The organism is Pelagicoccus mobilis, from assembly GCF_016595505.1.
GTDB classification, from domain to species: domain Bacteria; phylum Verrucomicrobiota; class Verrucomicrobiia; order Opitutales; family Opitutaceae; genus Pelagicoccus; species Pelagicoccus mobilis.
In genome coordinates, this window is the sequence record NZ_JAENIL010000023.1 from 76,081 (window position 1) to 100,833 (window position 24,753).

Consider the following 24,753-nt stretch of genomic DNA (forward strand, 5'->3'; position numbering starts at 1 on the left):
TGGTTACGTTTTATAGGCGAGTGAGCTGCTGTAGACTTATCGGAGGACGCGGCCGGCCTTTTGCCAGTGTTTTCCGGTGTAGTCGCCCGGTTTGGAGAGGTCTTCTGTGGTCCAGTAGTAGTCTCTGTTGAACATGGACTTGGGGACGTAGCCTTTGGCTAGGGCAGCTAATGGGTAGGAGCTCCAGAGCCGCCGGCGTCGTTTGCTGGTGGCTTCGAGCAAAAAGGTGCCGCTGTCTCGAATGACGACAACCCAGGCGTGTCCGCCGCCGTCGTGCGTGCCGGTAACGACTCGGGCGTCTTCCCCCATCTCGATCAGCCAGTCGGCCAAGGCGATGGAATGGTCCTCGCAGTCGCCGCGTCCAGCCTTGAAGGCTTGGTAGGAGCTTAGCCAGATCTCTTCGAAGCCGGCGAACTGATCCTTATCCAGCTGGTACTTCAGGCGCATGTTCAGGACTTGGTGGGGCATCCAGATTTCGCTGACTGTGAAGGGGGAGTAGCCGACGAGGAAGCTGTTGAGGAAGTGGTGGTTGCGGTCGATTCCGAGCTTGGTGGCGGCGAATTTCTGCTTTTTCGAGTCGAGAAAGAAAAAGCCTTTGTCGTTCTTTAGCTTCTTCGAGCTCTTCGCGTGGCTGGTGACGTCCTTTTCGGAGATCTTGGTTTTCGCTTGGAGCGAAACGGCGGTTGCGTTTGCGGGTAACGCGTAGCTCGCAGCGGGAGCGTTCGGGCTGGTTGGGCCATCGCTTAGGGTACGTTCGATTTCGCTCGCGAAAAAGGTATTCAGTTCGTCCTTACGCTCGGCTGTTCGGGGAACTTGTGGCGGCGCGGGTTCCGTGCGGAATGGGTCAGGCGGTCTTGGCTGTTGTTCCTCGGTTGTGTGTTTTATGAGCGAGGAAGCTATGAAGCACGCCAGTGCGATCGAGAAGATCAGAAAGTTGGATACCGCTTTCTTCACTTAGGCTCGAAGACCGAACGAAATAATGATCGCGACAAAAATAAGGAGGCTTGAGGCGAAGACGGCGACTGAGATGTTGTTTTTCTTCAGTTCCTCTTCGATGTCGATTTTTCGGAGGAGGTAGCGGTCGATGAGCTTGATGGCGTAGACTCCGAAAAAGAGGGAGATGATGGTGTAGGTGACGCTCAGGAGGAGATTGGCGAAGGAGGCGAGTAGGAAGTTCAGGTCCATGGCGAGAGAGTAGGTTGGGATTCCCAAAATATGAAGGATGAATTTTTCAATTGTGAAGGGGCTTGATTCTTAGGCTAAGTGGGGGCTAGTTGGATACATGAGCGCATTGCTGAGTGGTCGAGAGATACTGTTGGTGGAGGATGAATCTTTGTTGCGGAAGCGATTAACCGCCTATCTCGAGTCGCAAGGAGCTGCATGTACTGCGGTGGGAACGGTTCAGGAAGGGCGCAATGCGCTGGAGAGTTTGCCGCTTGATTACGTGCTTGCGGACGTGAACTTGCCGGACGGGCTTGGCTTGGATCTGATCGAGATCGCTCAGGATCAAGGGGAGATCCCGATCGTGATCATGACAGCGGACGGAGGGGTGGAAGTCGCTGTTGAAGCGATGAAGCGGGGCGCGAGCGATTACCTGGCCAAGCCGTTTGACCCGAACGAACTTCCGCTGGTATTAGGGCGAGCCCAAAGCGGTCGTCGCGAATCTCGTTTGCAGAAGCATCGCAATGAGGCGGCAAACAAGGTTACCTCAGACGAAGGTTTGTTTTTTGGCGAGTCCTTGGATGTGTTTCGGGGGCAGATGCAGAAGGTCATCGAGGCGGATCGTAGGTTGAGCGACAAGTTGCCTCCAGTGCTGATCGAAGGAGAAACGGGTACGGGCAAGACGAGTGTGGCCCGTTGGCTGCATGCGAATGGTTCTCGGAGCGATAGGGAGCTAGTGGTGGTCAATTGCGCGGCCTTGCCGGAGCAGCTGGCGGAGTCTGAATTGTTTGGCCATGAGAAGGGAGCCTTTACTGATGCTAAGCAGGCTCGAATCGGGCTGTTTGAAGCGGCGGATGGCGGAACGCTTTTCTTGGACGAAATCGCGAGTTTGACGGCTTCTTTGCAAGCGAAGGTTCTAACTGCGATCGAGGAGGGGCGTATTCGAAAAGTGGGGAGTAGCAAGTTGATCGACGTGAATGTTCGTTTGATAGCCGCTTCGAATCGTTCCTTGAAGGAACTTTCTGAGCAAGGGGAGTTTCGGGAGGATCTGTACCATCGTTTGAATTTGCTCAACTTTACGATTCCGCCGTTGCGGGAGCGTGGGGAGGATGCGTTGCGCATGGCGGAGCATTTATTGGCGGGTCTTGCCAGGAAGTATGGTTACAAGAAGTCCGCTTTTTCTGAACGTTGTCGCCGCTGGATCTGCAACTACGAGTGGCCGGGAAACGTGCGCGAGCTGCAGCACGAGATTGAGCGTGCTTTGGTCTTGGGCGATCCGGAGAGCCTCGAGTTTTTGGGTATGCCGAGCGGTACGGTAACTGTCTCTGAGGGGGAGACCGTCGCGAACGATGGGGGTGACTGGCTGAACCCTGCCTGGGCGCTACCGGAGGAGGGATTTATGTTGGAGGCGGCGATTGACCGTTTGATCGATCTCGCGATCGAAGAATGTGGGGGGAATGTATCCAAAGCGGCACGACGGATCGGGGTGGCTCGGGATTACATTCGCTATCGCAAAACGAAAAAGGGAAAGAGCTAGACCGCCTTGGTGGTTGGCGGTGTTGCCAGCTAGGATTCCGGGGTAAGTTCTCTGAGCTTTTTTAGCGTCATTGAGATCTTATCCATCTCAAACATCATGGCTTGTTCTTCCAGAGCATTTGCCGTTTTCAAGAGTTGCTCGAAGCCGTGTTGTTCTGCGATCGACTTTAATTCCTGCGCGAACTCTTCAATGTCATTGATGGACATCATTCTCTCAAGTTCATGGGTTCGTTCTGCCATTTGCTTCAGTTGGGAAAGGATCTCCGAGTAGTCTTCAGTGACATGGCTGGGCTCTACGTTTTGTTCGGGGGCTGAGGTTTCCTCTACGTCTGTCTCGCCTGCGTATGCATGTGGCAAAAACCGCATCAACTCTTCTATCAGTTCGCTTCTGGATACGGGCTTGCGTAGGTAGCCTTCTGAGATCTCGGCGGACTTATCGGCGGAGCGATCCATGCTGGAAGCTGTTAGGATGACCACGGGGATGTCTTTGGTCTCGGGCTCGGATTTTATTCTTTCGGTGGCATCGTAGCCGTTCATGACGGGCATCTTTATATCCATCAGAATGAGATCGGGGCGGTTTTCTAGGGCCATGTCTATGGCTTGTTGGCCGTCTTCGGCTTCGATGGTTTTTAGCCTGTATTCAGCGAGGTAGCCGCTGATAAGATCGCGGTTCACTTCGATGTCGTCGGTCACGAGAATCGTCGCTTCCGAGAAGGAAACTTTGTCGGGATCGATCTTTGAGTCATTGGCTTTGTCCAAGTCAGCAACTGAGGCGACGGATACGTCTTTTATTTTCACGGTAAAAGTGGTGCCTTTCCCGACTTCGCTAGTGAGCGAAATTTCTCCGTGAATGAGCTCTATCAAGCGGCTGGTGATTGCGAGACCTAGTCCGGTCCCTCCGAACTTGTTGATGTCTTGGCCTTTGGTCTGCTCGAATGCTCCAAATATCCTCGACTGTTGATCTTCCGGAATCCCCATGCCGGTATCTTCTATCGAGAATATAAGGTCTAGCTTGCTCATGTCGTCCTGGTGAAATTCGGATTCGAGCGTGACCTTTACATAGCCTCTGTCGGTGAACTTTATCGCGTTTCCAATCAGGTTGATTAGGATCTGGCGGACTCTCGTTTCATCAAGGACGACGGCCTTGGGGAGGTCTTCGCTTGCATCAGCGTGGAACACTAGGCCTTTCTCATCGATCTTTCGCGCGAAGATCGATTTCATATCTTCGATGACGTAAGCGATGTCGACCGATTGGTAGCTGATATCCAGTTTGCCCGCTTCCACTTTGGAAAGATCCAGAATGTCGTTGATCAGGCTGAGGAGCGTTTTGCCGCTGGATTTGATGGACTCGAGATACTTCCGCTGAAGCTTATCGTTGATCTTTTTGTCGAGGATTTCTGTGAATCCTAGAATGGCGTTCATTGGAGTCCTGATTTCATGACTCATGTTCGCGAGGAAGTTCGACTTGCTGTTGTTTGCCTCTTCCGCGGCTTTTTGCGCTTCAATTAGTTCTGTTACGTTGGTTACAGAACCACTTGTTCTGATTGGTTTTCCTTCAGTGTCTCTGAGAGTTTTCGCACGCGCTCGCAACCAGACCAGAGAGCCATCTTTGTGCTTCATTCGATAGACGATGTCGTAGAGCGCATCGTTTTCCAAATGATTCAAATAGGCTGTGGTGGCTCTTTCAAGGTCCTGATCAAATAGGAAATTCGACCATTCTTCTGGGGCCATTTTGATCTCGTCGTTCTGATAGCCGAGCAGGTTTAGGAACTGGGGTGACCACCATAATTGGTCGTTTATATGATCCACATCCCACAATCCGTCACCGCTACCAGAAACCGTTAGTTCAAAGCGTAGCTGGCTTTCCTGGAGTTCGTACTCGGCAACTTTTCTTTTGGTGATGTCGGTTAACGACCCACTCGTGCGGTAAGCCTTTCCAGACTCGTCCCGTAGAGACTTAGCACGCGCTCTAAACCACTTGTAGTCGCCATGTTTGGTACGAAGTCTGTATTCAACATCATAGGGCACATCACTCTCAAGGTGAGCGTCAAAAGCCGCAAAAACTCTTTCGACATCGTCGGGATGGAGAACCGCCGCAAATGATTCGAGATCTGGAGATAGCTCATTCTCCTTGTATCCAAGTAATTCGTACACAACGGGAGACCACCAGTTTGTCTCGCTTTCGGAGTCATATTCCCAAAGCCCATCGCCAGAGCCATTTACGGTGAGTTCAAAGCGTAGTTGGCTTTCTTTCAATTGGTTTTCAGTCAGCTTCCTATCAGTGATGTCAAACATAGCTCCATCTAGATAGAGAATGTTGTCATCATCGTCGAAGATCACCTGTAGCTTATCGAGCGCATAGCGAAGCTCACCTGACGCGTGATAATACCGGAACTCATTACTAACGGCACTTCTCGTAGCAACCGCCCGCTCAAAGGCTTCTTGTATCTGCTCGAGGTCATCCGCAAAGATCAAGTCGACAAAACTCACTTTCGGTTTTTCGCCCATAAAATCGCTCGCTGGATAGCCAGAGAACTCTTCCACCCCATCGCTAATGAAGATCATCGGCCACGGCTCTTGGTGTAGGCAGCGATACGTGACTCCTGGAATATTGCCGACTAAGGTTCGAAACTGTTGCTCGCTCTCTTTTAGAGCCTTCTCCGCTAGGACTCTGTCTGTATTGTCGAAAATCGTACCGTCAAAAAAGAGGGCCTCCCCGTTTTCACTCAGGATCACTTGGCTCTTCTCGTAGGCATAGCGAATCTCGCCGCAGGAATGAACAATGCGGTATTCATTGACCAGATCCGTCTTATTCTCGATCGCTGCATCGGCAACCTGGGAAACCTGCTCGACATCATCCTCATGGATCAGATCGCCAAATTGCCTTTTGGGGGATTCACCGAGAAAATCATCAGCGGGGTATCCGGTCAGAGCCTCGACTTCACTGCTAATGAATAGCATGGTCCAAGGGTGGTAGGGCAAGCAACGGAACGTTACCCCCGGGATGTTGTCGACGAGCGTCCGGTAGCGCTCCTCTCTCTCGGCGAGTTCGTCGTTTGCCTTTCTCAGATTCTCTTCCGACTCAATCCGTGCTTGAACCTCACGACTCAGTCTTCGATTCCATATAAACGTAATATAAAAACCGATACCGATCAGAAAGACGAGCCCTCCGCCCCATTTCATGATAACAGGCCATCGCACGCCGAGCTCGTATTCGGCGTCAAATACATCCGCACGCAACTCCGCGTGTTCCTTAGGTGTCATCTTCGCCAAGGCCTTGGATAACAAAGAAGCAAGCTCCGGCCAATCCTTGCGCACTCCAAACGCCCAGGACGGGTCTTCGTAGCCGCTTGGAGCAGCGACTTGCAGATTGGTCAGACCGTATTTTTCGATCATGTAAATACCGGAAACCAAATTTCCGACATATGCTTCTGCCTCTCCGATTGCAACGGCCTCCAAGGCCGAGCGGGTGGAAGGAAAGGTTACCAATTCGATGCCCGGATAATCTGCTCTTAGGATACCATCGAAGAGATATCTTTTTTCGATTGCGACCCTTTGACCATTTAGGTCTGATAGCTCCGAAATTATCTTCGCACCCTTCTGTTTAAAAACAACGATAGGAAACGAAAGGTAATCGGTCGAAAAATTGAGATGTTCTTCCCTGCCTTTCGTACGCGATATCATCGGAATGAGGTCGATCTCTCTCCTTTCTTCGATAAGTACTCTCGCCTCGCTCCAAGTGTATTGCTTGACCTCTAGCTCTAGCCCGAGAGCAGTCAGGAGCTTTTTGGAGTACTCGTAGGCCAGGCCTTGTGGAGTTCCCTCCGACATATAGCTGAAGGGCTCTCCCAGACCCAGAGCGACACGGACTTTTTGATGTCTGTCGAGCCAGGCTTGTTCTTCAGCAGTGATATCCAGCGAGCTTGAATTTGAAAGGGAACTCGCATTCGACGGGTCGTTTCCAGGAGCGACTGGCGAATGGTAGTTGCTCCAGCGTGACTTGAGTTCGCCCATTTCTCGAACCGAAAGCTTGTTCAGCGCCTTCTGAATGGCTGAGTGAAGCAAAGGGTGCTTTTGCTGGATCGCGAAACTTAGCTCAAGGGCTCCCATTTGTTCCCGTGAGAATTCGCCGGCGATTTTGATGTCGTTGTAAATTCCCTCTTTGATAGTGTAGCCTGCATGGGCAGCCAAGTCTATGTAGTAATCCGCATCTTTGTTCCTCAAGGCTCGGTAGCCATCCTCAACGCTTTTGACTAGCAGGACATCGACTTCTGGATACTTGCTTTGGATGGTCTTCGTTTGCTGGAAGTGCTCAACGAGCGCTATCTTTTTGCCTTCGAGGTCTTCGATGTTTCGGACGGTGTCCTGCTCAATGCTGCCAACGGCAACAAAAGGGACTGTCAGTACTGGGCTTGTCTGTAGGACGTAGTCTCGGCTTGCTCCAAAGCCGGAGTAGTTGTTTAGGAGGTCGACTTCCTCGTTTTCGAGGGCCTGCAGCGACTCTCCGTAGGTTAGGCCTTCTACCCTTTCGTAGCTTACGCCTAAACTATCTAGGGCGAGTTCAAGGAGTTCGTTGAGGTATCCCGAAGGGGTTTCGTTTCGAGAAAAGGTGATGGGGGGAATACCATCGTTGAAAGGCACTTTGATCGCGGGTAAGGACTCGATGTAGCGCAACTCGGCTTCGGATAGATTAAACGCATCCCTGCTGGCTGCAGCCGACGGTGTCGTCGTGATCGTGAGTAAAAGGAAAAGGCGGAACAAAGCGTTCATTAGCATGAAACCATTGGAACTTACCCCTCAAGTGGTCTTGTTTAAACGGCTCGATGCAAGGAGCCCGTTTAAACGGGGTAATTCTACTCAGAAAGTCAGGGGAGCAGTAGATTGTCAAGGGGCGCTCCAATATCCTCGTTGTCTGAGGGATGCTACGTTTGTATCGTCTTTTCGAATATGGGAGGAGGATCCGCTGCTGGCAATGGGTTGCTGTCAGGGCGCTGCGGCAAAGCTGTGTTGGCCTCCGGCTTGGGATTCGCTGATGATGTCGTCCTCGCTCCAGTGGAGCTTGTCGGGGCCGGCGGAGCGGACTTCTATGCGGTGGCGGCTTAAGGTGTGGAAAAAGTAGGGGGTGCCCCAGCGGTCGATGATTTCACCATCGGCGTTTAGGTTCGGATCGTCTGCAGGGATGTAAGCGAGATCGAGAGGATTCTCCCCTCGAAGAAAGGCGACGACTTCATCGTGATCTCCGGTGGGTAGGGCATGGAAGACGGTGTGCACTTCCTGGAGGAGGTGTTCGAGTATATGGATGTCTTTGCGTGCGGTAGAATCGGGTTGGTTTAAGTGGGCTAAGGCGTTGATTTGCGTCGGCTGCTCTTGGGAGAGTGAGTCGGGCCTGGGAGCTGAGGCTTGTGGTTTGGGAATGCGGAGGATCTTTTCGATTTCCTCTGGGGAGGTGGCGGAGGGGTTGAGAGATGGCTGATTCGAACTTTTTGAGAGTTTCGAGCCGATGTAGGTCCCTAGGCCGAGCAGGAGGGAGGCGGCAAGGGCGAGGGCGGTGTATTTGCTTTTTGGAGGCATTTGTTCTGATCTGGCTTTTAGGCGTGCCGCGGCGGACCCGCCCTACCTTTTAGTTTGAGCCCATGAAGCCGAGGTTCGAGCTGGAGAAGTTTCCGATATTGGGGAGGACGGTTGGGAGTTCGGATTCGGAGACTCCAAACCAGCGAGCGAGGGTAGCGGCGTATTGATCGACGGAAGTGGTGGGAAGCCAGCGTCCGCGTCCGGTGTCGAGGTTGTTGCCGAAGTTGAGATCCGGGAAGTCGCCGTAGATACGTTGCCCGTTGACGGCTCCTCCCATGACGATGTGGTGGCCTCCCCAACCGTGGTCGGATCCGCGCCCGTTGGTATCAAAGGTGCGTCCGAAGTCGGAGGCGGTGAAAGAGGTGACGCAGTCGAGAGCGTCGATGGAGCCGAGGGCTTCGTGAAATCCTTTGATTGCAGAATCGAGGCCGCCGAGAAGTCCGGCGTGGGCGTCGAGTTGGGGGCCATGTGTGTCGAAGCCGCCGGTGGCGACGAAGAAGATCTGGCGTCGTTGGCCGAGGGCCTGGCGGGACTGGATCATCTTGGCGACCATGCGGAGTTGGTTGCCGAGGCTGGTGGTCGGCAGCATCTCGAACTCGCTGGCAGCCGAGATGGCTTCGTTGAAGGTGTCGGCGTTTTTGATCGCGGAGTTCGAGATGTCGGCGAATGCTTGCTCCATGAGGTGGGCGTAGTCCTTGTCGAGAAGCTGGCGGAAGCCTTCGGCTCGCGTGGTGGCGTGTTGATCCCAGCCGTTTAGAATGTCGTAGGTGGAGGAACCGCGAGAGTCGGTTCGGAAGGGCAGCAGGTTGCGCCCGACTTGGAAGAAGTTGGATCCTGAGAGTGAAACCAGCATCGAGATGGTGGAGTCGTTGTGGCTGGCGTGGATGAGGTCGGCGATACGTCCGCCCCAGCCTGTCGGATCGACCGAAGCGTTTTCGTTGACCGAGGTTTGCCAGAGTACTTGCTGGTCGCTGTGCGAGAAGAGGTGGTCTGGGATGGCTGCGGTGCGGTTGCGGTAGTCGGAGAGGGTTGCGGGAGCGAGCAGGGTGCCGACGTTTGCGATCAACGCGAGGTCGCCGTTGTTGAAGAGTTCGTGGCAGCCTGTCATGGAGGGGTGGATACCGAAGGCGCGACCGCTGGTGTTGAGTGAGTTTAGAGCGAGGAGTTCGCCTTGCGGTATGGCGAGTTGCTCCCGGCCGGCAGCATAGGTGGAGTAGGTCGCTGCATCGCTGGGAATGAGCAGGTTGTTGGAGTCGTTCCCTCCGTAGAGGAAAATGCAGACGATCGCTTTGTAGTCATCTCCGTCGGGACCGCTCGTGGTGTTGGCTGTGGCAGCGTTGAGCTGGCGGAGGTTGAATAAGGTGGAGAAGAGGCTGGAGGTCCCCACGGCGGCGCACGCGGATAGGCGGAGGAAGCTGCGGCGGTTTACGTTTTTGAAATCGATGTCCTTGTTCATGGTGATGTGTGTAGGCGGCTGTGGATGACGCGGGCTAAAGCACCGCGCTACGGGTCTACTTCTGGATGGAGAATTCGGGGCTGGTGATGAGGAGTTGGAGTGCGGTTTTGGCTCGATGTTCGGGATCGTCCATCGGGTCGATGACTGACTTGATCGTGGAGCGGGTTTCGGAGCTCATGGAGCCAGCTATAAGGAGCGTATCCAGTTCGTCGAGCAGGGCGTTGGTGTCGGAGGATAGTGCCATCAGTCCGCTTAAATTGGGGCGCACCGTGGTGGAGTAGCGCCACCAGATGGGTACATCTTCGTCGATCGATTCGTGCAGGTAGTTGGCGGTGTCGACTGTTGTGATCTCGGTGGTGATGGAGAACTCTGGGGCGACTAGGCCGTTGTCCATGATCGCTCCCGGTGGAGCGTAGTCTGGTAGATAGAAGTTGAATACGCTTGGCGCTTGGAGAGGGGATTGAGCAAAGGAGCTTGTGGTGTTGTAGATCGGATAGCGCCCGAACACGGGAGGGTTGCTGGCTGTATCCGCTTCGAAGGTACGCAAAAGGTGGGTCAGGCGGAGCACGGGTTCGCGGAGCTTTCCGTAGCTGTTGCGAGCGTGCGACTCTGGATCGCGAGCTTCTGGATCAAGTAGGATGGCTTTTACGACCGCCCCGAGATTTCCGCGACGGCCGGTGCCGTCGTCCTCATAGACTTTTGCTACGCGATAGATGTAGGCTGGGCTTGGGTTGCTCGTGATTAGGCGTTGGATGAGGCGCAGGCCGAGAAACGGACCGACGTTTGGGTGGTCGGCGAAGTGCTTGACGGCTCGGCGAACGTCCTCTGTGGGAGAAAGCCCTTGTGGCAATGTGTATCCGCCTGTGAGTGTTTTGGCGCCGAAGTCGTGGTGTTCGTCGAAGGGCACCATGGGTGAGAAGTAGTCCGTTTCGCCGTGGCGCGTGTAGTAGAAATTTGAAGACCCGGCATAGCTCCATCCTGTGAATGCCCGCGAGAGTTCGATGATGAGCTCGTTGTCGTAGGTCGGAATGTCGTGTCCATTGATGTCGCAGAGCGGAGTGCCGTCTGGATTGAGCATGATCAGGCCGATGGAGAAGAGTTGCATGATCTCGCGAGCGTAGTTCTCGTCAGGAGCGGATTTGTCGCTGCGGAGCATGGTGAGGTAGTTGCCCATGAGTGGATTAACGGTGACCTCTTGGAGGATTTGCTCGTAGTTGCCGAATGCGTTGCGAACGAGGATGTCGTAGTAGTTTGCGGTGGCGAGCCCGAGGCGGCCGAAGGTGTTTTTGTCGGATATTACTACGATTTGGCTGAGGGCGAAGGCCACGCGTTGACGGAGTTGGTCGGGGCCCTTGATCGCGGTGGTCCACCAGGTCGCGAGACGCTCGTCGGAGTAAGGCATGTAGCCCATTTCATCGAGGGCTGGGCGGAGTTCTTCCATCTGGGCTCGGTGATAGCTCGGTTCCATGGCGAGTTGCTCGTCGATCCAGGCTTCGTAGCCAATTGTTTGAAGATGTGCGATGTCGGTTTTGGTTGGACCGAAGGTGGCTTGGGCGAGGAAGCGTGAGGCTTCTTGCTCGGAGATTGTGCCCGGCTCTGGCTCCTCCCATTCGATCATCAACGGAGGACGGCAGGATGGGTCCGGATAGATGGCCGGACGGCTCTCTGCAGGCACGACGTTGACGGTTCGAACGATAGTCTCGGCGAAGCCAGTGCTCGGGTTTACGACCTGGTAGCGGACTGAGTAGGTGCCCGCTTGCTCGGTGTCGATGTGGTTGGTCACTACAACGCGGTCGGAAATATCTCTGCCTCTGCTGTCGGTAGCGGTGAAACCGGGATCAATGTAGGCGTCACCGATGTTGATGGTTTCGGTCGGGCTTCCGTTGATCGCGATCTTTGGGGTGTCGATTGCCTCGTCGTCATCGAGAGGGGAGAGGTAGGCTCCTTGTATGATCGACATTTCCTCTTGGTCTGGACGGAGCCAAGCGACTGCGAAGTGATCCCGCCATGAGTGCTCTTTGTGGCGAATCTCGATGTAATACTTCTTGCCTTCGTCCAGTTCGATCTCGGTTGATGTCTGGTACTCTGGATACATGTCCCAGTCGTATTGCTCTGTGGCTCGTGGAGTGAAGCAGATCATGCTCTTCTGGTCGGGGCTTTCGGATGGGCTTAGCCACAGTTCGACCCAGTCGTCACCGCTAACGCTGAAACGGTAGGTTCCGGTGGCTGGCGGGTGGATGAATCCGGTAACGAGCGTACCGTAATGGTCGCCATCGCTATTTTCTTGGGTGTCGAGTTGGTTGATGGGAGAAAGCGTGTCGGGGGAGTTTGGATACTTTTCGCTGTCTACCATATCGATAACGCGATTGCCTGGGATCTCATTGAACTTGGAGCGAGTGGCAGCTCCCGTGCGAGTGGAGAGGGCTGTGTCGAGGGTGAAGGTTAGCTGGTCGAAGATTTCCTCGCTGCCGTCGGAGACGTAGAGTCGAATCGTATACTCACCTGGTTCGGAGGCGTGGACATTGGTTTCGAGATCGGCGGTTGAGCTGAAGGTCAAGCGGCCTGGCCCCGAGTGTTGTTCCCAGCGGACCTTGAGCGATTCCGGTCCGTAGGAGCGGTCGAAGGCTCGACCTCTTAGGTCGGCGGTGTTCTGAGGCCAGCGTTGCTGGATATCTGCTGGGGCTATGACGATGAGATTTTGGGAGGCGTCTGGGGCATCCACGGCGGGAGCGAGGACTTCTCCGGTGATGATTTCGATTACGTCGGAGCCAGGCGTTTTCCAGGCGAGGACGGCGTGGTCGCCGCCGTTCTTTTCGCGATGGAGCAGTTCGATGGGGTAGGTTTGACCTGCGGTTAATTGGATCGGCGCGGAGGCCTGATCTTCACGGCGATCCCAATCCCGGTATCCAGAATAGCCCTGGCTGTCGATGATTTGATCGAGTCCGTCGAAGGATTGGTTGCTTGTGTTGATGGATACGCGAGCATAGTCGTCGGCGGAGACGAAGAATTGGTATTCGCCGGTTGCGGGCGCGATGAGGTATCCGCGAACACGTGTCCCGTAGTAGTCTGCCCAACCTCTTGGTAGATCAAAGGAATCGATCGTATCCAGAATGTCGGGATTGTCTGGGAATCGTGGATCATTGATTAGGTCGTCCATCCGGTACCCCGGAAGGTCGAGCCAGACTTCACGAGTGATTGATCCGATGTTTTCGGCGAGCGAAGGGAGGACGGTGACGTTTAAGGAATCGGTTGCAAAGTGCTCTCCGTCCGATGCGGTCAGGCTGATGGAGTAGGTCCCTGGTCCCGGGAAACGTGCTTCGGTGGAAACGGCGAGAGGCGTGCTGAAATCAACCTCTGGATCTGAGGCGGACCATTGGTATTCGAGGGAGTCGGGACCTGCTTGCTGGTCGTACACCTGGGCGTAGAGTTCCAGCGAATCCTGAGGCCAGCGAATGCTTTGATCCTCGCCGGCGAGCACGAGTATTTCCTTGGCGTAGGGGGTTGATTCAAAAATGGGAGAGAGGTAGCCGGCGGTGATGACTTCTCTGGGGTTGAGACCGGGACCGGACCAGGCGACGGCGAGATTGTCGGAGTATTTCCCTTCTTTGTGGAGAACTTCGATGAAGTACTTTTTGCCGGCCTCTAAGGACACAGGAGCGGACTGTTGGGTTTCGTAGCGATCCCAGTAGCGCGAGCTGACCGCGTTTTCCATGTGAGCGATGAGAACGCTGTCTTCGGGCGTTTCGTTTGTGCTTAGGTAAAGCTCGGCCCGATCGTTGCCTGCGAGCCAGAATGTGTATTCGCCGGAGACGGGCGGGTGAACGTAGCCGATGATGTGGGTCCCGTAGTAGTCGGTCCAGTTTTGGGGTGTTTCGAGGCTTGGGATGATGTCTTCGAATCGAGGCGAGCGAAGGAGTGGGTCGCTCATGAGAAGGTCCTCAATCATAGAGCCCTCGACATCGAGCCAAACGGCTCGGTTGAGTCCTCCGGTCTCTGTTGATAGGGGTGGTAGGACTCGCACGGATACGTCGTCGTAGTGAGTCATTCCGCTTGTTGAAAGAGTGAGGCGGAAGCGGTAGGTGCCTTCTCCTGGGATTTTGGCGAAGGTGGAAAGCTCGTTGGCGTTATCGATTTCAACGCCTTCCACGTTGCCGAGGTAAGTCCAGGTAGCTCCGTGGAAATTGTCTTCTTCGCCGACTTCTAGAATTTCGCCGATGAGGTCGAATTTGTTGGTGGGTGAATAGTAGTGCCGATCGGGGCCGGCGTAAGCGTATTCGGGAAGCTCGCTGCTAAGGGGGAGCGCGTCGGAGTTGCTTGGCTCGAGGTTCCCTCCGCCAATGAGCATTGGGAGCTTCTCGTCACCAAAACTCCATGACACTTCGAAATGATCGTTCCCCCAGTATTGCTTGTGTAGTACTTCGATGAAGTAGCGCTCACCTGCCACGAGGTTGATGGGGGCGGAGGTTTGCGAGTCGTCTCGGAAGTCGCCTGGGGAGCGTTTCCCGGTGCTCGCAATTTGGTTGAGACCGTTCGGCGAGTCGTCGTTTGAGAGGCTTAGGACTGCGGAGTCGTCTGCGGTGATGTAGAAGGTATGGGGGCCGGTGCGTGTCGGAATGAGGTATCCGGTCGAGCGGGAGCCGTAGGCGTAGCCCCAGTTTGTGGGGCCCGAAAGTGAAGAGAGTTGATCGACGATCTGAGGGGTGTCCGGAAAGTCAGGATGGGCAGTGAGGTCTTCGACTGAGCTGCCCTTGATATCTAGCCAGACCTCTCGAGTGAAGGCTCCTGTGGAGTCGCTGAGTGGCGAGCTCAGCGAGACTTCTACAGTATCTGTCGCCTCCGCTCCGTTTGCTCTGACAGTGAGTTGGAAGGTGTAGGTGCCTTCGGTAGGAAGTAGGGCCGAGGTTTCAAGTTCCGTGGAGGTGGAAAGTGTGGCGGGCGCTGGGCCGGAGACTTGGGTCCAGTTGATGTTCTCTACGGTAATGCTCTCGTGGATACGGAGTGTTTTTCCGGAGAGCTTAACGGAATTGTCGGGTGAGTGGATTTCTTGGTTCGGTCCGGCTTCGACGGCGAATTCGAGGGCGGAGGCGAAGTCGGGCGCAAGCTTGCTAAAGCCGTCAGGAGCTACGAAGAATTCACCTCCGATTTTCTGAATAGGTCCGCCGTCGACGCTCCAGGCCGCGGAGTGATGGTCGCTACCCCACCGGGAGATGGAGAGGAGCTCCAGATAGTATTGTTTGCCTTTTTCCAAGAGCACTGGCTCGGAGCTTTGCTCCGGATGTTTTGTCCACTCATGCTCGTGGGTGCTTTCAGGCGTGAAGGCGATCAGCTCGGCGGAATCGGGATCGGCTGACTCGCTAAGGAAAAGGGCTGTGTCATCGTCGCCCGAAATGTAGAAGGTGTAGTATCCGGTGTTTGGAGGCGTGAGCAGCCCGCGGGTGCGAACGCCATAGAGGTCGGCCCAATTGCGAGGTCCGACAAGTTCGTCGGTTTCGCGGATGAGGTGGGGACGAGTAGGGTAGTCAGGGTGACTTAGTAGGCTCTCGACTTTGCTGCCATCTACGCCGAGCCAGATTTCTTGCAGGAAGTTGCCTGTACCAGTCGCCAGAGGTTCATGTAGCATGACTGAAACCTGATCTTTTTGGGTCTCTGATTCGCTGGATACGGTGAACTCGAAGGTTCGCAAGCCGGGCGTGGAGGCGAGGACAGTGGGAGTGAGAGAGTCGGCGTCGGCGATAATTGCCGGGAGCCCGGAGACTTGTGTCCACGATATTGCGAGCGTATCCGTGTTTTGGGTGCGTAAGAAGGCGCTGCCGTTCAGCTGAATGTCATTTGCTGGCAGATAGGCGTTTTGGTTGGTACCGGCCTCGATGTAGAGATCTCGGTCTTGATCGTAGCTAGGGGCGTCCGCAATGGTGGAGAGGAGTTCTTGAGGGATGGCGCTTCGTTCGAAGGTGCCTTCGAGTTCCCAATTAACTGTGACGAAATCAGCGCCTCCTCCTTCTTTATGGAGAACTTCCAGATAGTAGGTTTGACCTGCTGCGAGCGTGATCTTTGAGGATTGTTGCTCTGGGAATTTGTCCCATTCGGTCGTGCTGGTGTAGGTGGGGACGGAAGCGATGAGCTCTGCGTTAGTGTCGGTTCCGTCTGCTCCAAAGTAGAGGACGCAGCTGTCGTCTCCCTGTATCCAGAAAGTGTAGTCTCCGGAGACGTTTGGTCTGAGATAGGCTCTGAGGCGTGTCCCGTAGTTGGAGGAGAAATTGAGAGGGGAGGAGAAGGTCGGCAGGACGTCTCGGATGGTGGGTGAATCCGGGTAGTTGGCGTTTTCGATCAGGTACTCGATGTCGCTTCCGTCGAGGTTTGTCCAAACCTCACGTAGCACGCCGTTGGATTGCGCGGAGGCGGAGTGAAGCCCGTATCCGATAACTAGTGACGCGAACAGGGCGTGCACGATTTTGAGAAGACGCGGTTGGGTAGCTCTCATGATAGCTCTTGGTTGGTTGGCAGTTTGGAGGTCGGTGGCGTCCGCGTACCGAGACAGTTCGCGAGCGCTGGAGCGGTGATCGGTAGGAATTGCGGCGATCCGAGCGGTCCGTCCTAAAGTTGAGTAATATCGAACCCGTTTCGTTGGATCGGTTAGTGATGACAGTCTACGGGCACTCTCTTCGGAAGTGGGAATCGGGATGTAGGATCCCCCATTGACCCTTCGAGGAAGGGTACGGCGCTACTAGGAGTTGATTGGTGGTCCTCGGCGAATTGCTGGGAGGGGCGTCGAGTGTGAGGGACGAGGTGACTATTTCCCGAAGCGCAGCCGAGGAATGCGGGATTGTCTGGGACTTATTTCCCAACTATTATCTTCTCAATTTTCGTAAAACGGGTGAAAATCGTGTAAGTTTATGTCTATCAACGCGAAGGAGCTTTGTCTTCCGTTTGGCATGAGCTATGCAAAGGTAGGTCCTAGTCGCCACTAACCAAACAAGTCGAAAGTAGCACAATGAAATTACTAGAAAAGATACTGGCATACGCGTTGATCGTCTCGGCGATCGGCTTGGCGTCGCCTGCCTTTTCGCAGATCGGGGAGAAGGAGTCTGGGGCTCATCACAAGCGTTTGCTGTCCCGGGTTTTGAAAAATCCGGATTCCGCTCCTGAAGGCGTGAAGCAAGACATTATCGCTCTTCGAGTCTCGCAAGAGGAGATCCGGAGGGCGTGGGTGAACGAGTACCGTCCGGAGAAGGGAGCGACCACATCGGAGATCCGGGAGGCGAGAGAGGCATTCCAAAGTGATTACGCGGAACAGATCGAAGCGAGCCGCGAGCTGCGGATCTCGGTTATGAATCAATTGCGGGACGGTGCCAGAAGGGCGATCGATGAATCCGAATGGAGCGAGGAAGCGAGAACGCTGTATCAGGAATATCAGGGAGTGCAGAGCGAGCTGGATGAGGCATGGAAGGCTGTAAAAGCTGAACTGGGGGAGGATGCGACTCGTAAGGAAGTCAACGCTGCCCGCCGACGTTTTGATGAGGCGAACGCGGATCTGGTAGCTAAGCAAAAGGAATTGGCGGTCGCGGTACGGCAGTTGATTCGCGACAACCGCGATCGAACCGTTTCCGCTCGGGAGCCTTTGCCTGAGGAACTCCAGACTTTGCGGAGCGACATGAATGTGCTTCGCGATGAGCTAAGGCAGCGCAAGCAGGAAGCGCACGAAGATATGCGAGGGATGAGTCGCCGCGAACGTGAGCAGTATCGAAAGGACCTGCTGGATGAGCTTAAGGAACTTCACGACGAAATCAAAGAACGCCGCCGCCAAGTCATTGACGAGGTTCGGGACGGCCAAACTGGCGATCGTCGTCCTGAAGGTTAATGGGAACGCGGCTCGTTTTGGGACGTAGCCGTTTAAAAGGAGATGGCGCGGTTGGAGTGGGTTCCGGCCGCGCCAGATTGCCTCAAAGTTAATCCCCTCTAAATGCCCCGTACTTTACTGTTTCTAGTCTATTTCATCTCGCTTCCTCTTGTCCTAAATGGGCAAGGGGATGTTTTGCTTGATGATGATGAGTGGCTGGATGCGTTGCTGGATGGGGACGCAGATGATTTGGGGCTAGATGCAGATAGAGCTGCGTCACGGGATTTGGATACGGAAGATCGTTTTCTGATCGGAGGTATGAGGTTGTGGGAAATGGACGCTTCCCTTGCCGGTGGGGTTGGTTGGAAGGAAAACGTTCTGCTTTCCGAGGAGGGTGGTGTCGACTCCTTCTACAGTTCTGTGGAGGGGGATCTGTTCGGCTTTGGAACCGAGGGAAATGGTTGGCCTGAGCTTGTGGCTCTCTTGTATGGAGAATACAAGTACTGCGACGATGTGCCAGGGATTGATGCGGAGACGCTTGCTCTGCTTCAGACTTCAGCGACATCGAGTTTGAGTGAGAGATGGAAGGTCGCTGCCAGGTTCGATGGGATCTATACGGAGCAGGCTTTCGATGCGTCGGTAAATGACTTCGAGACTGATGCGGCTCTGATGCGTACATGGAGGCCGGAGCTGGGCGTGAGCTTGATGCGGGAAAGCTCTCGGGGCGATGAATTGCGAATCGATCTCTTGCGTGGATATTCTCGGTATGGGCAAGAGAGCGAGGACTATGATGACTACACTGGAAGCGTGGCTTATTTGGCAGAGGTCGGTCGAAACGGAGAGATGCATGTCAGTTTGACTGGATACCGGGAGGACTATGAGGAGCGCCTCGAGCGTCTTTCGGTTGGCAGCTTGGTGGATGCCCCTTTACTTGAGGTCACCGGCTTGTTTGGCATGGGTGAGTGGCGGTATGCGTTTTCTGACGGCTTCCTGAAGCGGACCGTGACGCGAGCGAGCTTTGAAAGCGAGGATGACGCGCTGGGTGACTACTATGAACGTGAGCGCTGGCAGCTACGGCAGAGCGTCGATCTCGCTTACCTCGGATGGGATGTTCGCCTCTCGGTTTCCTACGAGGAGGTGGACTACGCTGAGCGTTTGGTTTCGATTTTATCGGAGGAAACGAGAAGCGACGAGGCGTGGCGTTGGGATGTCGAGGGAGTGCGCCGACTAAAAAGTGGGTTGGAGTTCTTTTTTAGGTATCAGGGGGCTGATAAGCAATCCAATGGGACTGGCTTCTCGTACCAGACAAGCGGGGCGATGTTCGGCTTTAGAATCAACAGCGCGGGTGATGCTTAACCTTAGAGAGTATTAGACGAGGAATAGATAACGCATGCGGAAGGAGAGCGAGATGAATCAGCCAGCCAGGAGCGGTCTTTTGGGTAAGTCCAAAATGATCGGTCTTGGGGTGATGCTGGGGTTGTTGCTCGTTTTTTCGACGGTTGTTGTTTTGGTGACTTTTTCCGTGAGAAACGACATCCGGCTTCAGATGTTGGATGTGGATTCTCATGTATTGAATCTGCTGGTACGAAACGAGATCGAGCAGGCGGAAGCGGATGCGGAGCTGGTTTTCGAGTTCGAATCGCTGGGTGAAGTTGAGCTTTGGTCGGCTCTTTTGGAGACGGCGACGCTTGATGGGGTCTTTGCAGTTCAGTATTTTGACGAGGCGGGGGAATTGAGGCAGAGCTCCTCAGAATTGCTCGTAGGCCACTCGGTTGCGGAATCGATAACGCATGGACTTGAGGAGGAAGGGCGTCACACGGTGTTTTCCGATGAGCTTTGGTTGTCGGATTTTGCGGATGTCGATTTCTCGTCGGACCGTCGTGTTGCTGTGTCGGATATTTATTTGTCGCTGGTCAGCTCTGACGGAAACACGGACTATGGTACTGCTCGTTACTTGATGGATGGAAGCGCGTTGGCGAAGCAGTTTTCGATGCTTGATCTTCAGTTGGTCAGGCAGGCGAGCATCGCGGTTGGGATTGGCGGGGCGTTGGTGCTGCTGATCTTCTGGGTCGCTTGGAAGCGGCTTAGCGAAGCGAACGCGCGGGTGTTGAGGCATGCGGATCGACTCACCAAGGCGAACTCGGAGCTGGCGATGCTGGCGCGTACTTCAGCGGTTGGATCTGTAACCGCTCACTTGATACACGGGCTTAAGAATCCGCTTGCGGGGTTGCGTGAGGTGGTGAGCGCGGGGCGTTCGGGGGAGGTCGAGCTGGATGAGGAAGAGTGGAAGGGGGCTAGCGAGGCGGCCGATCGGATGCAACGTATGGTGCAGGAAGTGATTGGCGTGTTGCAGGACTCTAGCACGGGTTTGAGCTACGAGATGGAGTCGGGCGAGTTGTTTCGGGTGTTGGAATCTCGATTCACTCGGGTGGCCGAGGAGCAGGGAATAGTGTTCTCGGTTTCGGGCGAAGGCGGCGTGAAGATGGATAGCCGGGTAAGCAATATTGTGACTTTGATCGTCAGTAATTTGGTTCAAAACGCGATCGAGGCGACTCCTGAGTCCGGTCGGGTGGGAGTGACGTTTTCGTGTGCGGGCCCGAACGCGAGTGTGAGAGTCGAGGATTCTGGTAAAGGGGTGCCTGAGGAGATGAAGGGACAGCTCTTCTCGCCCGTGACGAGCGGCAAGAGTGGAGGCGCGGGCATCGGATTAACCATCAGCTCCCAGCTGGCGAAGCATCTGGGTGGAAGTCTTCGACTTTTGGATACGGGTGAAGGGGCGGTTTTCGAGCTGGAGTTTCCGACGGAAGAGAGCTTTTTGGAGGGGGTGGACTAGACGATGGGAGTCCGTTTGCGTGCGTTGCAATTGCTGGTGGCTTCGGTTTTGCCGCTGCTCGGTTTATCGGTCCGGGCGAAAGTAGGTGATGTTTCCTGGAGCTACGAAACGGGTGCAGAGATCTTTGGTTCAGCTGCCGTCGCGTCCGACGGCAGTGTTTTTTTTGGTAGTCGGAGTGGCAATGTATACGCTTTGAATTCGGATGGCAGTGAAAAGTGGATCGTGTCGACAGGCGACTGGGTCGACTCTTCGCCTGCTTTGAGCAAGGATGAGAGCGTTGTGTACGCCGGTTCGTGGGACAATAAGCTGTATGCTCTCGCGACCGATAGCGGGGCGGTGTTGTGGACGTTTACTGCAGGGAGCTTGATCACGGCGTCGCCGGCATTGGACGATGAGGGGAACCTTTATTTCGGTTCGTCGGATGGGTTCTTCTACTCCGTAGATTCGACCGGGGAGCTGAGATGGTTTTATTTTGTTGGGGCGGAGCTGGATTCGTCTCCCGCGGTTTCTGAGGACGGGCATGTCTACGTCGGCGCGTATGATGGGAATTTGTATTCGTTCACTGGTGACGGAGAATTGCGATGGACCTTCGCGGCCCGCGAGCCGGTGGAAGACAACGATTCGAGAATCGCCGGTCCGATTGCGATTGGCGAAAATGGCGAGATCTACTTCGGGTCTGCGGATGGCTACTGCTATGCGGTGACTCCGGAAGGTGAACTTGATTGGGAGTTTGATACGCTGGAGAAGGTGGATACTGGAGTGGTGATTGGGAATAACGGAGAGCTTATTTTGGCCAGCCGTTCTGGGACCGTGTACGCTTTGGATCGCTTTGGTGTTCCGATCTGGGAGAGCTTTGTGGGCGACGTTTTCTTTTCGACTCCGGCAGTGGATTCGAAGGGGCGGGTTTATTTGGGCAGTTATGTGGGGAATGGGGTTAGCTCCCTTAACGTTTTGGAGGATGGCGGCGACTTGGTTTGGGATCACTTGGTGGTCGATTACATCGATTCGCCGCCGGTTATCGATCACTTGGGGCGCGTGATTTACGGTTGTTACGATGGAGCGCTCTACGTTATCGAGGCGGACGCTGAGCCCGCGTTGAGCTCGTGGCATCGCTATGGTGGCGGCCGAGAAAATAGAAGCCTGAAGGAGCCTTACGAGGTATCTGTGTTGTCTGCCCGTTTTGGCGAGTGGATTGGCGAACTGGGGTTGGAGGGCGTTTTTGCGGATCCTTGTTTTGACGCGGAGGAGGATGGGTATCCTCTGGCTCTTGAGTATTTGGTTGGTGGGGATCCGGCGGAGTTTGATCGGGTGGGGTTGACTTCGGGGGTCGAGCGTATCGAAGGGGTGGATCGGCTTTGGCTGGAGCACGATCGAGTGCTTGGAGACTCGGAGGTGTCTTTCGTTTTGGAGTACTCGGTCGAGTGGGGCGAGTGGGAGGATTTGATGGGTTTGGAAGGGATCGGGCAGGAGCTTGTAAATGCCGACTTGTTGGGGGATGGGTGGTATGAGCGGGTGCGGTTGGTGCTGCCGACTGGATTGCCCGCAGCGACGCTTTTCCGTCTGCGAATGGCCTGCGACTAGCAAGTGTTCTGATTTGGTCAGTAGCGAAACTACTATGGCTCCGCGCCTTATGGAATTGTTTGGGAGCGAGGGGCTGGGCGGCTCGACTTTTCTTGCGATTTGGCTACTGTTTAAGCATCGCCGCTGGCGAGATGGCGTTTGCTAATTGCGTCGGCGTTTAGTCTAAGTTCGGATCACATCTACCCCACGTACATGCCCCTCAAAGGCGTGGCTTTCGTTCCCCAAAACTCGGGTGGAGCGGGAGTCTGAATCATAAAAATGGAGGTGAGCGTTATGCCTATCGCTCGAATAACTGAGTATCTTGACCTGCACCGGATCAAGTATCAGAGAATCACTCACTCGCCAGCGTACACTGCCCAGGAGGTAGCGGCGCGAGCCCATGTCTCTGGATGGGATTTGGCGAAGACGGTTGTCGTCAAGCTTGACGACGATCTAGCGTTGGCGGTTTTGCCGGCTTCTGAGCACGTGGATCTTGGCTTTATGGCGGAGATTGTCGGCTCTAAGAAAGTTGTCTTGGCGACCGAGGACGAGTTTGTGGACAAGTTCCCTGGTTGCGACTTGGGGGCGATTCCGCCGTTCGGAAACCTTTATGGTTTGAAGGTCTACGTCGCTCCTGAGCTTGCTGAGGATGACTACATCTTCTTCTCGGCTGGCACTCACACGGAATTGATCCGCATGTCTTACGACGATTTCGAATGGCTGGTAGAGCCTGAGATGTTGCCGTTTGCGGTGATGGATTGAGGACGCGTTTCTGTTCTCTCGCTTGGCGAGGGATTGATGCAAATGAAAGACGCTACGCCGAAGAAGCGTAGCGTCTTGTGGTTTTTGAAAGGGCTCTTTTTCGAGCGAGTGGGGTATTAGAGCATTTTTCTTTTGTTTAGGCGCTGAGAATCGCGGCACAAGGCCGCTTCCCACTTTAAGATGCCTGAAGTGAAGTGCGACTGTTCAAAAGAAAAGGGCTCTAGTCGTCGATCGGAGGAGCGGCGATAACCTTGAGTCGGTGGAATCTGGCGCTTGGATTTTCGCCGTCGTTCCAGATTTGGAGGTCTTGGGAGTGCTCGAGGCTGGTTGCGATGCCTTGTTGCTGTTCGAGGGTGGCAGGGAAGTTAGCAGGCGAAATTTGGAGGCCTGCCGAGGCCGCATGGGCGGCGAGGCTGGGGCGGCGAGGGTCGCTCTGAGTGGGGGAGCTTTGCCAAAGGTATTCCAGGATGTTTGGGCGGGAGTCGGAATCTGGGTCGAGAGCGTCTTGATTGGGGCGAATGCCGTTGTCGCGTTTCCAGGCTTCGTAGGCGGTGAGGGCTTCATCGTCTAGCGAGCGGAGTTGGACGTTGTCGAGCAATGCGGTCCCGTTGGCTTGCCCGAGTCGAAACTCGATGCGGGAGTTGGGATTGCTTGAGGACGTGTGGGTGAACTCGAGTGTATGGCGTTGGGTGTTTGTATCCAGCTGGAAGGTTTTCTCGCTATAGGTGGTGTAGGGCTCGGCGTTCATGGCGAGAGCGGCAATGAGGGAGAGGGATCCGCTTTCGGTTTTTGCGTCGAAGCTGAGCTCGTAGCGTTTTCCGTTTTCGAGGGAGAGGTTGCCTTGTCCGAATTGGACGTGCCAGTGCTGGGAGCCTGCCTTGCTGATTGCAATCTTGGCTTCGCCTGCGGGGGATTGAGTGATGGAGGCGGTCGCCGAGCTATCGATGTAGTTGTACCAGCCTGACAGGGAACTGGAAAAGTCCGAGTTGCGATTCAGGGCGTTGGGATCGACAAAGTCGGCTGTAATATCGAGGGACCGGTTTACGACGATCTGGGTTTCTAATTGGCGTTCTAGCTGGGCGTTTTTCCATTTGCCCAGGCGCATTCCCAGATCTGGATCGGCGACTAGGGTAACGACTTCGCCGTCTTGGTAGTGTTCTTTTGCGGGATGGATTTCGACGATGCCGGGACCGGAGGCGTTTAAATTTACCGAATAGGGGGGCGACTGTTTGCGTTGGTAGACTCGGACGTAGTCGACGAGAAATTGGGTCGGGTAGATGGAGCTGTCCACTCCTTGGGCTCCACCCCAATCGCCGCCGATAGCGAGGTTGAGCTTGAGATGTTGGGGGCGGTGGAAAGGCCATGTGGCGTCGTTGTTTTGCCCGTCGTTTTGAAAGGTGAAGTAGAGTTGGTCGTCGACGTAGAATCGCATTTCGTCCGCTTCCCACTCGACCGAGTAGACGTGCATAGCGGTGGTGAGATCGTCGAACTCCAGGTGTCCGTTTCGCTCGGTGTTCTGGATGTGGTTGTAGGCGGTGGTATGGATTGTGCCGTGGACGGTGTTTGGATCGTATCCTACGAACTCCATGATATCGATCTCTCCGCAGTGGGGCCAGCCCACTTCGTCGATGTTGTCGCCGAGCATCCAGATGGCGGGCCAGGTGCCGCGTCCGGGGGCGAGTTGAGCCCGTACTTCGATCCTGCCGTAGGTCCAGCTTGCGGAGCGGCGGGTCGTGAGGCTGGCGGAGGTGACTGAACGACCTTCGAAGTTGTCGCGACGCGCCTCTATTATAAGTGAACCATTTTCGACTCGGCAATTTTCGCTCCGATTCGCCGTGTAGTATTGGAGTTCGTTGTTTCTTATGTAACCTTGTTCGTAGTCCCAGAATTGAGGATTGGGAGAGCCGTCGGTCTCGAATTCGTCGGCCCACACGAGCTGCCATTCACCTGTTTCGGCGGAGTGGAGCTGGGGGGGCGCGCCAAGGCTGAGCAGGGCGGCTAGGACTAGTCCAGATGGGGTGATCTTTAACATATTCA

General features: G+C 54.9%; 13 protein-coding genes. 6 read left to right on the plus strand and 7 right to left on the minus strand.

Features of this window, described 5'->3' with window-relative positions:
- Positions 1 to 36 precede the first annotated feature (36 nt).
- Together JIN87_RS28800 and JIN87_RS13610 are read right to left on the minus strand one after the other, a co-directional pair.
- Positions 37 to 954 (minus strand): transglutaminase domain-containing protein, encoded by a 918-nt coding sequence (locus JIN87_RS28800; RefSeq protein ID WP_200356118.1) that lies wholly within the window; start codon positions 952 to 954, stop codon positions 37 to 39.
- Entirely contained in the window at positions 955 to 1,212 is a 258-nt protein-coding gene (locus tag JIN87_RS13610; protein ID WP_200356119.1) for a DUF350 domain-containing protein, read from the minus strand.
- Between the two features lie 70 nt (positions 1,213 to 1,282).
- On the opposite strand from JIN87_RS13610, the gene JIN87_RS13615 reads away from it, so the two are divergent.
- Entirely contained in the window at positions 1,283 to 2,698 is a 1,416-nt protein-coding gene (locus tag JIN87_RS13615; RefSeq protein ID WP_200356120.1) for a sigma-54-dependent transcriptional regulator, read from the plus strand.
- A 29-nt stretch (positions 2,699 to 2,727) separates the two neighbouring features.
- Here JIN87_RS13615 and JIN87_RS13620 read toward each other — a convergent pair whose 3' ends face one another.
- From JIN87_RS13620 to JIN87_RS13635, 4 genes are all read right to left on the minus strand, one after another.
- A complete protein-coding gene (locus JIN87_RS13620) occupies positions 2,728 to 7,467 on the minus strand; it encodes a PAS domain-containing protein (RefSeq protein ID WP_200356121.1) in 4,740 nt (1,579 codons plus the stop codon).
- Positions 7,468 to 7,680: 213 nt separating this feature from the next.
- The gene (locus JIN87_RS13625; RefSeq protein WP_200356122.1) at positions 7,681 to 8,268 is read right to left on the minus strand and encodes a hypothetical protein; all 588 of its coding nucleotides are present in this window, start codon (positions 8,266 to 8,268) and stop codon (positions 7,681 to 7,683) included.
- Positions 8,269 to 8,317: 49 nt separating this feature from the next.
- Positions 8,318 to 9,724 carry a DUF1501 domain-containing protein gene (locus JIN87_RS13630; RefSeq protein WP_200356123.1) on the minus strand — a complete coding sequence of 469 codons (1,407 nt, stop codon included), beginning with the start codon at positions 9,722 to 9,724 and terminating at the stop codon, positions 8,318 to 8,320.
- Between the two features lie 55 nt (positions 9,725 to 9,779).
- Entirely contained in the window at positions 9,780 to 16,205 is a 6,426-nt protein-coding gene (locus tag JIN87_RS13635) for a DUF1800 family protein (protein WP_200356124.1), read from the minus strand.
- Positions 16,206 to 16,715: 510 nt separating this feature from the next.
- Here JIN87_RS13635 and JIN87_RS13640 point away from each other — a divergent pair.
- The 5 genes from JIN87_RS13640 to JIN87_RS13660 all read left to right on the plus strand — a co-directional run bounded on the left by JIN87_RS13640 (position 16,716) and on the right by JIN87_RS13660 (position 22,716).
- A complete protein-coding gene (locus tag JIN87_RS13640) occupies positions 16,716 to 17,582 on the plus strand; it encodes a hypothetical protein (protein WP_200356125.1) in 867 nt (288 codons plus the stop codon).
- 102 nt (positions 17,583 to 17,684) lie between these two features.
- Positions 17,685 to 18,917, plus strand: a complete 1,233-nt coding sequence (locus JIN87_RS13645) for a hypothetical protein (RefSeq protein ID WP_200356126.1) — start codon at positions 17,685 to 17,687, stop codon at positions 18,915 to 18,917.
- A gap of 52 nt (positions 18,918 to 18,969) precedes the next feature.
- Positions 18,970 to 20,394 carry a sensor histidine kinase gene (locus JIN87_RS13650; protein WP_200356127.1) on the plus strand — a complete coding sequence of 475 codons (1,425 nt, stop codon included), beginning with the start codon at positions 18,970 to 18,972 and terminating at the stop codon, positions 20,392 to 20,394.
- 3 nt (positions 20,395 to 20,397) lie between these two features.
- Positions 20,398 to 21,975, plus strand: a complete 1,578-nt coding sequence (locus JIN87_RS13655) for an outer membrane protein assembly factor BamB family protein (protein WP_200356128.1) — start codon at positions 20,398 to 20,400, stop codon at positions 21,973 to 21,975.
- Positions 21,976 to 22,248: 273 nt separating this feature from the next.
- The gene (locus JIN87_RS13660; protein ID WP_200356129.1) at positions 22,249 to 22,716 is read left to right on the plus strand and encodes an aminoacyl-tRNA deacylase; all 468 of its coding nucleotides are present in this window, start codon (positions 22,249 to 22,251) and stop codon (positions 22,714 to 22,716) included.
- 220 nt (positions 22,717 to 22,936) lie between these two features.
- On the opposite strand, the gene JIN87_RS13665 is transcribed toward JIN87_RS13660, so the two are convergent.
- Positions 22,937 to 24,748 carry a family 16 glycosylhydrolase gene (locus tag JIN87_RS13665; protein ID WP_200356130.1) on the minus strand — a complete coding sequence of 604 codons (1,812 nt, stop codon included), beginning with the start codon at positions 24,746 to 24,748 and terminating at the stop codon, positions 22,937 to 22,939.
- Positions 24,749 to 24,753 lie beyond the last annotated feature (5 nt).